We start from the raw sequence: 13,325 nt of genomic DNA, 5'->3' as shown, positions 1-13,325 counted from the left end.
AGGTAGATCGAGACACAACCCGGCCGGAGCGGGGCGAAGTCACGAATCTGCCGGGCGCTGGTGTCGTACAGGCGAATGGCCACGCGTGTCTCCCTGCTTCTCGCGGCAGTGACGCTCATGGTTGACGGGGGTCAGACGTGGGCACGGGCGGCCTTGATGAACGCTGTGATCAGCTCCGGGTCCTTGACCCCTCGGCTCTGCTCGACACCACTCGACACGTCGACGCCCCATGGACGGGTGACTTCCACAGCGTTCTGCACGTTGTCCGGCGTGAGGCCGCCGGCGAGAAGCCACTTCTCGCCGGGGCTGGTGAGATGCTTTCTGGTCCAGTCCCAGGGGGTTCCCGAGCCCGGAATGGGGGCGTCCAGGAGGAGGATGTCCTCTCCCATTTCCCCGCAGCGTGGGACGTGGTCGCTGAACGCGGTGCCGCGAATCAGCGTCCAGCCTTCATGCGCCAGGTCGTCGTAATATCCGCGGCCCTCCTGCCCGTGCAACTGGATGCCCGAGACGCCGGCGATGTTGGCCAGGGACCGCACATCTCGCAGTGACTGATTACGGAAGACTCCGACGGTCAGGACGCTTTCCGGAACGCGACGGCACAGCTTGGCGGCCGTGGTGGCGTCGATGCGGCGCGGACTGTCGGAGAAGACGAAGCCGATGGCGTCGGCTCCCCCTTCGACGGCCGTGTCCACGTCCCTTTCGGTTCGCAGACCGCAGATCTTGATGAACAGACGTTGTCTCACGCTGGGGCTCCGTTGCGGAGTTCGATGTGTCAGCCGGAGGTCATCGCCAGCTGAAGGCCGATGCCCACGAAGGCGGCGGCGAAGGTTCGGCGCATCCAGGCGAGGACCTTCGGCCGGGAGATCACGTGGTCCCGGACCGCTGCCGCGAACCCTCCGTAGAGGACGAAGACGACGAAGGTCATCACCATGAAGACCGTGCTCAGTTCGAGCATGGGCGGGAGGGAGTTCTTCGCGTCCACGGGGACGAACTGAGGCAGGAAAGCCAGGAAGAAGATCGACAGCTTGGGGTTCAGGAAGTTGATGAGGATGGCGGTTCCCGTGATCCTGGCGGCCGACGTGTTGCCTTCGTGACGGTCCTCGACCTTCAGGGTGCCCTGTTCACGCAGCGTGTTCCAGGCCATGTACAGAAGGTAGGCCACGCCCAGGTACTTGAAGGTCTGGAAGGCGACCGCGCTTGTGTGCAGGATGGCTGCGAGGCCCGCGATCGCCGCCGCCAGGTGCGGGACGATGCCGAGGGTGCAGCCGAAGGCCGCTACGACGCTCTTGCGAAAGCCCCGGGACAGCCCGGTTGCGATCGTGTAGAGAGCGCCGGTTCCCGGTGACACGACGATGACGAACGATGTGATCAGGAACTGGATGCTCACCAGTGCCGCTCCTTGGTCCGTGTCATGGCGTCCGCAAGGGAGGCCGCCTCCACGCCGGGTTTTGTGCATGGCCCCGGCGCGGCAGACCGCCGTGTGCTACTGCAGATGCCTGGTCTACTCAACAGGGCGAAGGCTACCGGGCGTTGATGCGAGGAGTTCGCGCGTTGCGGATTCGACATCGTCGCGTCGCATCAGGCTTTCGCCGATCAGGAAGGTGTGAATTCCCGCCTTGGCGAGACGGTCGAGATCCGGCCGTCCCTTCAGGCCGCTCTCGCCGACGACGACCCGTCCCTCCGGGACCTTCGGGGCGAGGAGCTCTCCGGTGGTGAGCGTGGTTTCCAGTGTCCTGAGATTGCGGTTGTTAATACCAAGGAGACGCGAGCGCAGTCGCATCGCGCGGTCGAGCTCCTGCTCGTCGTGAACCTCGACCAGTACGTCCATGCCCAGACCGAGCGCGGTGTCCTCCAGGTCCTTGGCCGTCGCGTCGTCGACGGCGGACAGCAGCAGCAGAATGCAGTCGGCTCCCCAGGCCCGGGCTTCGACGACCTGATAGGGGTCGTACATGAAGTCCTTGCGCAGCACCGGGAGCGCAGTCGCCGCCCGCGCGGCTGCGAGGTGTTCGCGGTCGCCGTCGAAGGACGGACCGTCGGTCAGGACGGAGAGGCAGGCGGCCCCGCCCCGCTCGTAGGCCTGTCCCAGGGCGGAGGGGTCGAAGTCGGTGCGGATGAGACCGGCCGAGGGACTGCGCTTCTTGATCTCGGTGATCAACGCGTATCGGCCCTGGGCAAGGCGCTGCTCGATCGCGGTGAGAAACCCCCGGGGCTCCGGAGCGCCTTCGGCGTGGCGCTGCAGTTCAGGCAGGGGGACAGCCTTCTTCGCGGCGGCAATCTCCTCGCGCTTGTAGGCTTCGATCCGCGTCAGAAGGTCACTCACATCAGTCTCCTGTCCTGTGCGAGGCCGCGGCCAGCCGGTCGAGACACCGCTTGGCCTGGCCGGAATCGATCGAGTGCTCTGCCATCGCCACACCGTCCGCCAGGCCGGTGGCACGACCGGCGGCCACCAGCGCCGCGGCCGCGTTCAACACGGCCACGTCACGATAGGGGCCCCGCTCGCCGTCCAGCACCGCGATCAGGGCCTTCGCGTTGCTCTCCGGCGGGCCGCCGCGGAGGTCCTCCGGCCGGCAGCGAGGAAGACCCACGTCCTCGGGTGTGATCTCGTAGGTCCGCACATCTCCGTCGAGAAGTTCGGCAACGGTGGTGGGACCGGTGCCGGTGATCTCGTCGAGTCCGTCCGAGCCGTGCACCACCAGAGCCCGCTTCGAACCTAGTTCACCCAGCACGCGTGCCATCGGTTCCACCCACTGCCGGGAGAACACTCCGACCAGGTGGTGGCGCACTCCGGCCGGATTCAGCAGCGGTCCCAGGATGTTGAAGATGGTCCGGGTGGCCAGTTCGATGCGTGCGGGCGCCACGTGTTTGAGCGCGGGGTGGTGGGACGGGGCGAACATGAAGCCCACGCCCGATGCTTCGATGCACCGCTCCACTCCGGCAGGGTCCAGCCCCGTCTTCACGCCCAGGGCACCGAGCACATCCGCCGCGCCGGACCGGGAGGACAGCGCGCGATTGCCGTGCTTGGCCACGGGGACGCCCGCACCGGCCACGATGAACGCGGCACAGGTGGAGATGTTGTACGACCCGGAGCCATCGCCCCCCGTGCCCACCACGTCCACGGCCCCTTCGGGGGCCGCGACGCGGCGCATCTGCGAGCGCAGGGCGGTGGCGGCTCCGGTGATCTCCTCGACGGTCTCGCCACGGACCCGCAGCGCCATGAGGACCCCGCCCACCTGAGCCGGCGTGGGCTCGCCGGACATCATCTTGGTGAACACGTGGGCGGACTCCTCGCGGGTGAGCGAGGCACCGTTGGCGACTTTGCCGATCAGTGACCGGAAGCGCTCCATCAGACCCCCACCCCCGCGTCGGCACTGCCGGCCGGGAAGGGCTGGTCCCAGTCCAGTTCGACGTTCTCGCGTCGGTACGGAGTCCAGTCGGTGAGCCCCGTGTCCAGGGTCCGCGCGAAGAGGTGGCCGCTGTGGACGGCGGCGGCGATGATGCCTGGACCCAGGCAGTCGCCGATGCGTACGACCTTGCGCACACCGGCCTGCGCCATTTCCTCCGGAGTCCACTGCCCGAGTTCGTGATACAGGCCGTCCCGGGGCACCATGCTCGTGGCCAGGACCACCGCGTCGGCCTGGACGGCCGTCTCCCGACCGGTGTAGACGCATGCCAGATGGGCCGTCCCCGCTTCGGTGCGGGACAGCGCGGTCGACGTGTGGACCGATGCGCAGAGTTCGAGCATGCGGCGGCCGACACGACGCTGCTCCGCAGTGTACTGGGTGAAGGCGGCGACCATGCTCTCCGGAGTGACGAAGGTGACCTCGCACCCCTCCGTCACGAGTCGTTCGGCGAGGACGGTCGCCATGTAGTAGTGGTCGTCGTCGAACAGGACGACCTTCCCCGCCGGAAGACGGCCGTCCATGATGTCGTCCGGCGTGAAGACCGGCAGCCGGTCCAGTCCCGCAAGGGGAGCGAGGTGATGGCGGCCGACGCCGTCCCGGCGCCAGCCGGCACCGGTCGCCACGGCCACGAGCGAGCATTCGGCCTCACGCACGAGATCGGCTGTGACCTCGTTGCCGGGGAGCAGCTGTACGTTGCGCATCGAGCGCAGCTGCTGCAGACGCCAGTCCCGGATCCGGGCATAGGTCCCGAGACCCGGCAGACGGCTCTCGCGGGTCACCCGGCCGCCGAGCTCGCGGTTGCTGTCGGCGAGTATCACGCTGTAACCGCGCTGGCCCAGCGCCCGAGCCGCCTCCAGACCGGCGGGACCGGCTCCGGCGATCAGAACCGTGTCGTTCGTCGTGCGAACCTCGATCTTCTCGGGGTGCCAGCCCCGGCGCCATTCCTCGCCGGTGGTGGGGTTCTGTGTACAACGGAACGGCGCCCCGGCCCGGTCGTAGGCCACGCAGATGTTGCATCCGATGCACTCGCGGATGTCGTCGAAGCGGCCCTCCTCGATCTTGCGGGGAAGGAAGGGGTCGGCGATCGACGGGCGCGCGGCACCGATGAAGTCGAGCGTTCCACCGCGGATCATGGAGACCATCGTGTCGGGCGAGGTGAACCGGCCCACACCGACGACCGGCTTGGTCGTGACGCTCTTGACGAACTTGACGTACTGCTCCTGGTAGCCCTCGTCGGTGAAGCGCGCGGTGGCGCCGTCGTTGTCGAAGTTGCTGACGTTCACGTCCCACAGGTCGGGCAGTTCCGCGAGCATTTCGACGACGTCGTAGCCCTCCCCGTCCGCGGTGAAGCCGCGCTCCCCCATCAGCTCGTCGACACTGAAGCGCACGGCGACCGCGCAGGTGTCGCCGACAGCCTCTTTCGTGTCCTCGATGAGCTCGCGCAGGAGACGGGCCCGGTTCTCCAGGCTCCCGCCGTACTCATCCGTCCGCTGGTTGCGCCGGCGGGAGAGGAAGTTGACGGGCAGCGTCATGTCGTGCCCGGCATAGATGTAGACGATGTCGAATCCGGCCCGCCGCGCATTGAGCGCGGCCTCGCGGTGCCAACGGCGGAAAGCCCGGATGTCGCCCTTGTCCATGGCCCGTGCCGTGCCCGGGAAGATGCCGCGGGTCGCCTCCACGCTCGGGGCGATCGGCACGGTACGCGACTCCAGGTTGCTCACGTGCGCGCCGTTGTGGGCCAACTCGACCCCGGCGAGTGCGCCGTGCTCGTGGATGAGGTCGGTCGCCTTGGCGAGGTAGGGGATGTCCTTGGCGTCCCAGAGGCGAATCTCACGCTGGTGGTTGCCGGAGTGGTGGATGTCGCACTGCTCGGAGCAGACGACCCCCCAGCCGCCTTCCGCCTTGACGGCGCGCATCGCGGCCATCGAGCTCGGATAGGCGCGCCCCATGCCGTTGCAGTGGGGCACTTGGTAGAAGCGGTTCTTGGCGGTGACCGGTCCTATTCGGACCGGTTCGAAGAGTATGTCGTAGCGCGCGGGGCGAACCATGGTGTTCCTTCGCGGTGTCGTGGTCGTCGTGCGGGGCCGAGGCCCAGACGGGGCTCCAGAGGGCCGTCGGCCCCAGGTGATCGACGCAGATCCGCGGACCTACCGGTCCTGACGGGGCGGATAGGCGCGTGCGCCGAAGATCGCGCTGCCGACGCGTACATGGGTGGCGCCGTGCTCGATGGCGGAGGTGTAGTCGCCGCTCATACCCATCGACAGCAGCTTGAGGCCGTTGCGTTGCGCGATCTCGGCGAGCAGCGTGAAGTGTGGTTCCGGGGGCTCGCCGACGGGCGGGATGCACATCAGGCCCACCACGTCCAGACGGTGCTTGCCACGGCAGGCCTCGAGGAACGCGTCGGCCTCCTCCGGCAGGACTCCCGCCTTCTGCGGCTCGGAGCCCGTGTTGACCTGGACGAACAGGCGCGGCCAACGGTCCTGCTGGGCACACTGCTTGGCGAGGGCGGTGCACAGCGAAGGCCGGTCGACGGAGTGAATGACGTCGAAGAGGGCCACGGCCTCACGGGCCTTGTTGCTCTGCAGTGGGCCGATGAGGTGCAGCTCGACCCCGGAGAACCGCTCCAGCAGGCCGGGCCACTTGTCGCGGGCTTCCTGGACGCGGTTCTCGCCGTACACCAGGTGGCCCGCCTCGACGGTCTGCGCAAGGACATCCGGCGCTACGGTCTTGGACGCGGCGACCAGTGTCACCGACTCGGGCCTGCGCCCGGCCCGGGCGCAGGCCGCCGCCATCTCCTCCCTGACACGCGTCAGGCCACTGGCCGGGGTGCCGGTGGCCGGCGTCTCGCGGGCGGTGGTCACAAGGGTGTCCCCTCTCAGGAGTACGAGAAGTCGAGGCGGCGATGGGAGGGATCGATCATCGCCGTGGTGACGATCCGGACGCCGAGGTCCACCAGGCCGCCGCGCAGCTCCGCCTCCATCGCGGCGAGGTCCTCGGCCGCCGCCGCGTGGTGGGCCTCCGAAACGATCAGCACTCGATCGGTCTCCGGGGAGACGACGGACTTGCCGCTCTGCCGGTACGTCCACCGCCGCGAGTGGGCGTAGCCCTCCGGGTCTGCGAATACGACCTCGCCCTCGGCCGGGTTCTCCGACTCGCCCTGGAACGTGAGATACGTCTCCGATCCGGTGGCGGGGCGGACCTCGATGCCCTCGGCGACCTTCGACATGTCGAAGGCGGCGATGGGGGTCCCGAAGGCCATCGAAACGTAGTTGAGATAGTCGACGAGAGGGTGGAAGCTCGGCATCTCCTTGCTCTTGCGGTAGCGCCGCAACAGAGCCTCGGAGGCGCAGCGGTACTGGGTGGGCTTGAGCCCCATCCGGGCGAAAGCCTCACGCCATGCGGCGATCTCCGGCATCTCGGCTTCGGCGGCCGCGGTCTGACGCCGGTCGATGTCCTCGGCCAGCTTCTTGATCCGCTGGTGGCCCTGCTCGGCCCCGAGCACGTTGTCGGTGACGACGACCAGGGCGCGCAGGTTGGGGTGTGCGTCCCAGATCTCGTCCGCATGGGTGAAGTACATGGTGGCGGTCCTCGGAATGAGTAGTGGTTCACGTGTGGCCGAAGCCGGGGTGCTAGGGGTAGAGACGTCCCTTCTCCCAGGCACCTTCGGGCTTCTCACGGCTGAAAACGAGACGATCGTGCAGGCGATACGGCCGGTCCTGCCAGAACTCCAGATAAGTTGGCCGAATGCGGTACCCGTTCCAGTGCGGCGGACGGGGCACGTCGTCGTCGCCGAAACGCGCCGTTTCCCGCTCGACGGCGGCCTCCAGCTCGTCTCGGTCGGCCAGCGGCCGGGACTGCCGGCTCGCCCAGGCCCCTATACGGCTCTGGCGCGCCCGGGAGGCGAAGTAGCCGTCGGCCTCCTCGTCGGTGACGAGTTCGACGGTCCCCCGGAAGCGCACCTGGCGGCGCAGTGACTTCCAGTGCAGGACGGCGGCCGCCTGCATGTTGGCATCCAGCTCCAGGCCCTTGCTGGACTGGGAGTTGGTGAAGAAGACGAAGCCCTCGGGACCGTAGTCCTTGAGCAGCACCATGCGGACATCCGGCAGGCTGTCGCTGCCGGTGGTGGCCAGGGCCATGGCGTTGGGGTCGTTGATCTCGCTCGTGTCTGCTTCTTCCAGCCACTGGCGGAACAGATCGAAGGGATCGTCGGCCAGGATCTGCTGGTTCTGCATGGAAGCTCCTTGCTGGTGGCGCGGGCCGGGAGACGGGGGTGGGCGGGCGGGGCTCCGGCAGCTACGGCTTCGGCCACCGGCCCGCCCGTGGGAAACCTCGCTAGGCGGCCGCAGACAGCCCGTCGAGCGACTGCTTTTCGGTGAGCAGGTTCCGCCACTTGTCCCGCTCGTCTCCGGGAGTGCTGATCAGCTGGATGACACCGTCCGCCGCGACCAGGACCTCGGCGGCCGGAGGCACGTTCAGGAACTCCATGTGCTGGGTGGCGCAGTAGGCGCCGACGTCGAGGATCACCATGTGGCTGTCGGCGCCGGTCCCGTCCGGCACCGCGACTTCCCGGGGCAGGATGTAGTCGTTGCGCAGGATGGTGCGGCCGCGCACGGCCGCGCTCGTCGTCGTCTCGCTCCGGATCACCTGCATCGAGGAGTCCAGGAAGAGGACGTTGTGGTTGCGGTCACGGAGCTGGGCCGAGGGCATGAGCATGCGGCAGCCGTCGGTGACGAGGATGTTCGAGACGGGCGTGGTGATGAGGGAACGCTCCACGCTCAGCAGGAGGACCCCCGTGTCGGCCAGAACGTCGCGGGCCGGCTCGAAGAGGAGCTTCACGTCCTGCGGAATGTTCATCCGCTTGGCCGAGTCCGCGATGCGGGCAAAGTACTCCTGCCAGTCGAAATGCTTCTCCGACTCGTCCCACGCGTCGTAGTCGAAGCCATGGCCGCCGGCGAAGTTGATCGACCGGGCGGTGGGGAAGTATTTCAGGTAGATGGAGAATACCTGCTCGACGATTCCGACCATGTCCTCCAAAGAATTTCCGCTACCGCAGTACACCTCGAGTCCTTCGAGGTCGCGGTCGTATTCCTCGAGGAGGCTCGCCAGCTGGTCCAGCTCGCCGAACTTGATGCCCGGCTTCCCCGAGTCGAGGCTGTCGATCCGGACGCTGATGGTCGGCGCCTCGGTGCGCAGCGAGTAGGCGACCTCGTCGAGGCTGGCCAAGAACGTGGGATTCCCCGTCCGGTCCCAGAAAGCGATCTCGTCGTCGGATACATGCCCCGGCGAGACGATGAACTTTTCGAATCCGAACTCTCGCAGCAGGCGGTACTCGCTGGGAAGCTGGACGAGTACGCCGACCCCGTCCATCTCCTTCAGGGGTGCTAACACATGAGGGTTCGAGTTCGGAAAGAACGGTATGTACAGCTCGACCCTGTCTCCCAGGCCGGCTGCTGCCGCGGCGTCCCTTACACGCCCGAGGTTCTTGCGGAACTGCGCTTCGCTGTAGACGAAGGCCGGAGTGCCGACCTGCCCGGCGATGCGGGCCAGGTCGGCCTGTCGGAGCCACGGATGAGCCAGTGCGGTCATGTAGATCCCCCAGAGCCGCGCGGCTTCGGGCGCACAGGTAATGCATAACTGCTCAATGAAGCAGGCAGATCCCCCGTGCGCACTCAGAAGCCGCTGCGGGATGACGTTGGCGACGGTCTGATGGCGCTGCTCAACGTCTATCAACCTTCTTCACAAAGCTGCAATATTTGACACCTTCACTGGCTGAAATCAGATACCGATGCGCCGGCTGGACCCGAAGGAGCTCCAGGCAGGAAGCGGGAAACGCCATCCGTCCGAATACTGAGATAACCCGAGCGTGGCCGGAATCAGTCTTTATCCCAGCATGTGGACATTCATTTGACGCTGCTCCAGGGGCAACCCGTAGCATTGCTTTGCTCCTTCGCGTCGCGCCGGGTTAGCCCGATAGTCAAGTACGCAACGGAGCGCTTTATTTCTTACCGTTTTCTTGGTCGGTGGGACCGAGAGAACGGGGAGGGAGACCCTCTGGGTATTCCCCCCGGCACGGCCGTGTGCCCGAGTGGTGAGGGAGCCGCCTGCAAAGCGGTTTACATCGGTTCGAATCCGGTCGCGGCCTCTGTAAAGCCCTGCTGTGCGGCCGGCGGCCGCCCCGTGCGACGGGGCGGCCGCGCCGCGCTACGACGCCGTGGGCTTCCCGTACCAGTCGCGCAGCCAGGTGCGCATCTGCGTGATCTCTGCGCTCTGGCCGGTCACGACGGAGCGGGCCAGGGTGGTCAACTCGCCATGGGTGGCGCGCCCGGGCACGGTGCCTGCCACGAGGACGGCCGCCTCATGGTGGGGGATCATCGCTTCCAAGAACGCCTGATCGACATTTCCGCCCACGGGCATCGAGGTGAGGTGGCTGGTCATGGCCCCCATGTCCGCTTGCATCGCCCTCATCGACTTCCAGACGTCCGCAGGCACACGGGCGGCTGCCTGAGCCTGCGTGAGCCCGTCCCAGCCCTTCAGCCAGCCGGCCATTTCGCTGATTTCCCGGTCCTGGGCGGCAACGATCTGTTGCGCCAAGGCCTTGAGCTGCGGGCGTGTGCCGTGGGCGAGTTCAACCTGGGCCATGGCCATGGCCATCCGGTGGTGTGGGATCATGCCGACCACGAACGCCTGCTCGAAAGCGGGCCCCTGCAGCTTCTCCAGGGCGGCGGCGTACTGCCGGGCCGTCTGCACCAGCGGATCCCCGTCGGATTGCTGCTGCGCATCGGTCATTTGGGGGGCGCAGGCGACTGGAACGGCCGCTACAGCGGTGGATGCCAACACGAGTGGCATGGCGAGGGTGACGGGTGCGAGAACCGCGGTGACCGCACGGCGCGCGGGAGATGACATGGGCTACTTCCTTTTGGGAGCGTATCCGGATACCCCGAGCACTCCCAACCTGCCATGGCCGGAAACGGCGGGCAGGGCGAATGGGCGTCGGGCGTGACAGCCGCCTCGGCGAAGAGCCTGGGAACGAGGGGCAACACACGTTCGCGATGCGCCGTACGTCATTGATCCGACCGAGTGACCCGATGCCACGGCGGAAGCCGGCAGCCGGCGATGTGCACAGGAGCCGGGAGGCGAATCGCGATGCTGTTGCGCGGCCGGCCGGGGCTGGGCTGATCGCCGGGGGCCGGCAAGCAACGATCCCGGAGGAGACGCGCGTCGGGGGGTGCGGCCACGCCCGGACCGCGGTGCCGTGGTCTGCCCGAACGGCTTCCGGCCGGTGCCCTCGGCACCGGCCGACTGTCCGGGTCACCTGGGGTGTGGCGTCGTCGAGGGGAGCGCCTGCTCCGTCCGGACGCTCTTGCCGTCCGGCGTGTACCGCACACCCCGGTTCTGGGCCAGTTGGGCCACCGTGAACCACCAGGAGTTAACGGGCGGGCACCCCACTGTCCAGCACAGTGCGGAGCATGCTCTCAGTACCGGCCGGGTCGGACAGGTCGTAGACGTCGGTGAGGCGACGACCCACGAGCTCTTCAGGAGACTCGTCGCCCAGGATCGGCGTGGTGAAGATGGCGCGGACTATGCGCAAGTGCCGGTCCAGGACATGCAGGCCCCACGACCTCGGCTGCGGTGCGCCCCGGCAGTTCCTCGGCCTCGTGGCTCCACCGCACCACCGTCCCGTCGCCGTTGACCACCATCAGGGGAGCGTCGGGCGTCACGGGCCATCACCTCCACTCCCAGCCTCCTCCTGGTTGCCACCGCGTGCCTGCGATACCGGGGGCGCGCGGAGGGCCGGGGCAGCGGGGTCTGCGATCAGGGTGCCGGTCTCGACATCGACCGCACGCCACCGCCTCGGAACGGCAGGGCATGCTCTCGGTCAGCCGCGGTCGCGGAGGCTGGCGTCTTCCAGGTCGAGTTCGCGCTGGATCCGGCGCCGGGTTGCGTTACTGATCTTGTTCGCTTCGTAGAGGCGCTGGAGTTCGGCTGCCTCAATGGCGATGAGTGTCCGGCGTATCTCACGGTAGGCGTCGGCGGGACGGGCGTCCGGGTCGCTGTAGTGGGCGTCTTCGGCCTGGTGGATGCGCGCTTCCAGATGTCGACGGGCCTGTTTCACAGCGGCCTCGGCAGCGGCACCCAGATCGGCGAGCTGGTCCAGGTCGCCGATCTGTTTGAGCTCTTCCAGAGCGGCGCGGGCGATGTGCCGGCGGGTCCGGGCCTCCTCACGGGCAGTGTGCTCCGGCTCCAGAGCGAGGCCGGAGCGGCGGACGATGGGGGCAAGGGTGAAACCCTGGAAGACGAGAGTGACCGCGATGGTCCCGGTGGTGAGCGTGAGGATGAGCGCCCGGTGCGGCAGCGGCGCCCCCGTCTGGGTGACCAGGGGGATGGAGAGCGCGGCAGCGAGTGGCATGACTCCTCGGGTGCCTGCCCAGGACAAGACGGCCGGAACGCGCCAGGAAAGCCGACTGTCACCCCCTCCGTGCCGGTAGTGGATCAGGGCGGACAGCGGGAAGACCCACAGCAGTCGGATCGCCAGCAGGGTGACGGCGATCACCGGGACCCACAGCGGCCAGCCGTGCTCGTCGCGCGCGAGCTGATGGACAAGGAAGGGGAGCTCGAGGCCGATGAGGGCGAAGACGACGCTCTCCAGCAGAAAGGCCACCGTGTCGTAGAAGGCATGGACCTGGAGGCGGATGGGGGCGTTGCTGAGCTTGTGGCCGGTGCTGCCGAGGACGACCCCGGACACGATGACGGCGGTCACACCGGAGCTGTGCGATTGCTCCGCGATGACATACGAGGCGTACGGAGTGACCAATGCGATGACGGTCTCCAGTATGGGATCCTCGGTCCGTCTGCGGATGAGGGCGACCACTCCGGCGACCGCCGCGCCGATGATGGCTCCTCCGCCTGCAAGGATCAGGAACTGCTCGACCGTCCCGGACACGGTGATGGCGCTGCCGGAAACCGCGGTGGCCACGGCGACCTTGTACAGGACCAGGGACGTCGCATCGTTGAACAGACTTTCGGCCTGCACCATGGCCTGCACGCGCGGTGGGAGAGACAGGCGCCGGCCGAGCGCGGTGACGGCCACAGGGTCGGTGCTGGCCAAAACGGAGCCGAGGATGAACGCGGTCGCGGCGGTGAGCGGAGTGATGGCTCGGGCGACGTACCCGACGGCGATGGCCGAGGCGACGACGAGGCCGAAGACCAGGCCGGTCACGGGCCGCCACACGGTGCGCAGGTCACGGAGGGACATTTCCCCGGCCGAGGCGAAGAGCAGTGGCGGCAGCACCAGTACGTTGATCACGTGAGGCGGCAGCCGAACTTCGGGAACCCAGGGCATCAGCCCGACGAGCAGACCGGCAATCACCAGGAGCGAGGGGGCGGGCAGGCTCCAGCGCCGGGCACCGGTCGCCACGGCGGTGGCCAGGACCACGAGCAGCAGGATGACGGTCAGGCCAGTCATGGAGCGTCCCCGTCGGGTTACGGCTTGTTACCCCCTCTGACCGGATGCTTTATCAACGTAACCGACCCCGAGCGGCGGCGCAGCCCGCATGGAGCCGCGCCCACCGGGGTGCGGCAGCCGTTGCGGCGGCGCGCCTGGGCATGGCTCTCGTCCTGGCGACGGGGAACTCCGGCGACGTCGCCTCGACTTCGTCGGGGTGGTCGTCGGTGATGCCGGTCGGCTGACGGTCAGCGGCCGGTTGCGGTCGAAGGCGCGGTACCGGTTGAGGGCGCCGCTGAACCCGGTTTCGGCGAACTCGGTCGCGAGAGTATCGATCTCTGGCTTGGTGAGCCGGGTCTCCGAGTTCGGCCAGCGAGTTCAGGGCTCGGATTCCGGGACGAGAAGTGCTCGGAACCTGACACGATGTCGCGGTCAGCACCGTCGTTGCCCAACTGCCCCGCGCCCGGGATGGGGGAGCCGAG

12 protein-coding genes and 1 tRNA gene are annotated in these 13,325 nt (G+C 67.8%); 1 reads left to right on the top strand and 12 read right to left on the bottom strand.

The annotated features are described in order from the left end of the window. Positions 1-131 precede the first annotated feature (131 nt). The 9 genes from LZ604_RS19820 to LZ604_RS19780 form a co-directional block, all read right to left on the bottom strand. Positions 132-743: a phosphoribosylanthranilate isomerase gene (locus LZ604_RS19820; RefSeq protein WP_234516722.1), complete on the bottom strand. Its 612-nt coding sequence runs from the start codon at positions 741-743 to the stop codon at positions 132-134. A 29-nt stretch (positions 744-772) separates the two neighbouring features. Next, entirely contained in the window at positions 773-1,387 is a 615-nt protein-coding gene (locus LZ604_RS19815) for a LysE family translocator (protein WP_234516721.1), read from the bottom strand. Positions 1,388-1,501: 114 nt separating this feature from the next. After that, positions 1,502-2,320, bottom strand: a complete 819-nt coding sequence (gene trpC, locus LZ604_RS19810) for an indole-3-glycerol phosphate synthase TrpC (protein ID WP_234516720.1) — start codon at positions 2,318-2,320, stop codon at positions 1,502-1,504. Between the two features lies 1 nt (position 2,321). Then, positions 2,322-3,344 (bottom strand): anthranilate phosphoribosyltransferase, encoded by a 1,023-nt coding sequence (trpD, locus tag LZ604_RS19805; RefSeq protein WP_234516719.1) that lies wholly within the window; start codon positions 3,342-3,344, stop codon positions 2,322-2,324. Further along, positions 3,344-5,449, bottom strand: coding sequence for an oxidoreductase (locus LZ604_RS19800; RefSeq protein WP_234516718.1), 2,106 nt, complete (start codon positions 5,447-5,449; stop codon positions 3,344-3,346). Before LZ604_RS19800 ends, trpD begins: the two co-directional genes overlap by 1 nt. Before the next feature lie 99 nt (positions 5,450-5,548). Beyond that, complete coding sequence (locus LZ604_RS19795; RefSeq protein ID WP_234516717.1) at positions 5,549-6,262, bottom strand: YggS family pyridoxal phosphate-dependent enzyme; 714 nt, start codon at positions 6,260-6,262, stop codon at positions 5,549-5,551. Between the two features lie 14 nt (positions 6,263-6,276). After that, positions 6,277-6,978 (bottom strand): B3/B4 domain-containing protein, encoded by a 702-nt coding sequence (locus LZ604_RS19790; RefSeq protein WP_234516716.1) that lies wholly within the window; start codon positions 6,976-6,978, stop codon positions 6,277-6,279. A gap of 52 nt (positions 6,979-7,030) precedes the next feature. Then, a complete protein-coding gene (pdxH, locus tag LZ604_RS19785) occupies positions 7,031-7,633 on the bottom strand; it encodes a pyridoxamine 5'-phosphate oxidase (protein WP_234516715.1) in 603 nt (200 codons plus the stop codon). Positions 7,634-7,733: 100 nt separating this feature from the next. Beyond that, complete coding sequence (locus LZ604_RS19780) at positions 7,734-8,987, bottom strand: hypothetical protein (protein ID WP_234516714.1); 1,254 nt, start codon at positions 8,985-8,987, stop codon at positions 7,734-7,736. A 485-nt stretch (positions 8,988-9,472) separates the two neighbouring features. Between LZ604_RS19780 and LZ604_RS19775 the strand changes: the two genes are divergently transcribed. Continuing rightward, a tRNA-Cys gene (locus LZ604_RS19775) sits at positions 9,473-9,543 on the top strand. A gap of 59 nt (positions 9,544-9,602) precedes the next feature. On the opposite strand, the gene LZ604_RS19770 is transcribed toward LZ604_RS19775, so the two are convergent. From LZ604_RS19770 to LZ604_RS19760, 3 genes are all read right to left on the bottom strand, one after another. Beyond that, positions 9,603-10,187 (bottom strand): DUF305 domain-containing protein, encoded by a 585-nt coding sequence (locus LZ604_RS19770; RefSeq protein WP_234516713.1) that lies wholly within the window; start codon positions 10,185-10,187, stop codon positions 9,603-9,605. A 640-nt stretch (positions 10,188-10,827) separates the two neighbouring features. After that, on the bottom strand, positions 10,828-11,010 hold the full coding sequence (locus tag LZ604_RS19765) for a PAS domain-containing protein (RefSeq protein ID WP_267971581.1): 183 nt from the start codon (positions 11,008-11,010) through the stop codon (positions 10,828-10,830). Between the two features lie 267 nt (positions 11,011-11,277). Next, complete coding sequence (locus LZ604_RS19760; RefSeq protein ID WP_234516711.1) at positions 11,278-12,864, bottom strand: Na+/H+ antiporter; 1,587 nt, start codon at positions 12,862-12,864, stop codon at positions 11,278-11,280. Positions 12,865-13,325: the final 461 nt, after the last annotated feature.

This window comes from Streptomyces glomeratus, assembly GCF_021462825.1.
GTDB classification, from domain to species: domain Bacteria; phylum Actinomycetota; class Actinomycetes; order Streptomycetales; family Streptomycetaceae; genus Streptomyces; species Streptomyces glomeratus.
The sequence above is the reverse complement of the archived record's forward strand: the minus strand, read 5'-3'. Positions and strand labels throughout refer to the sequence as shown.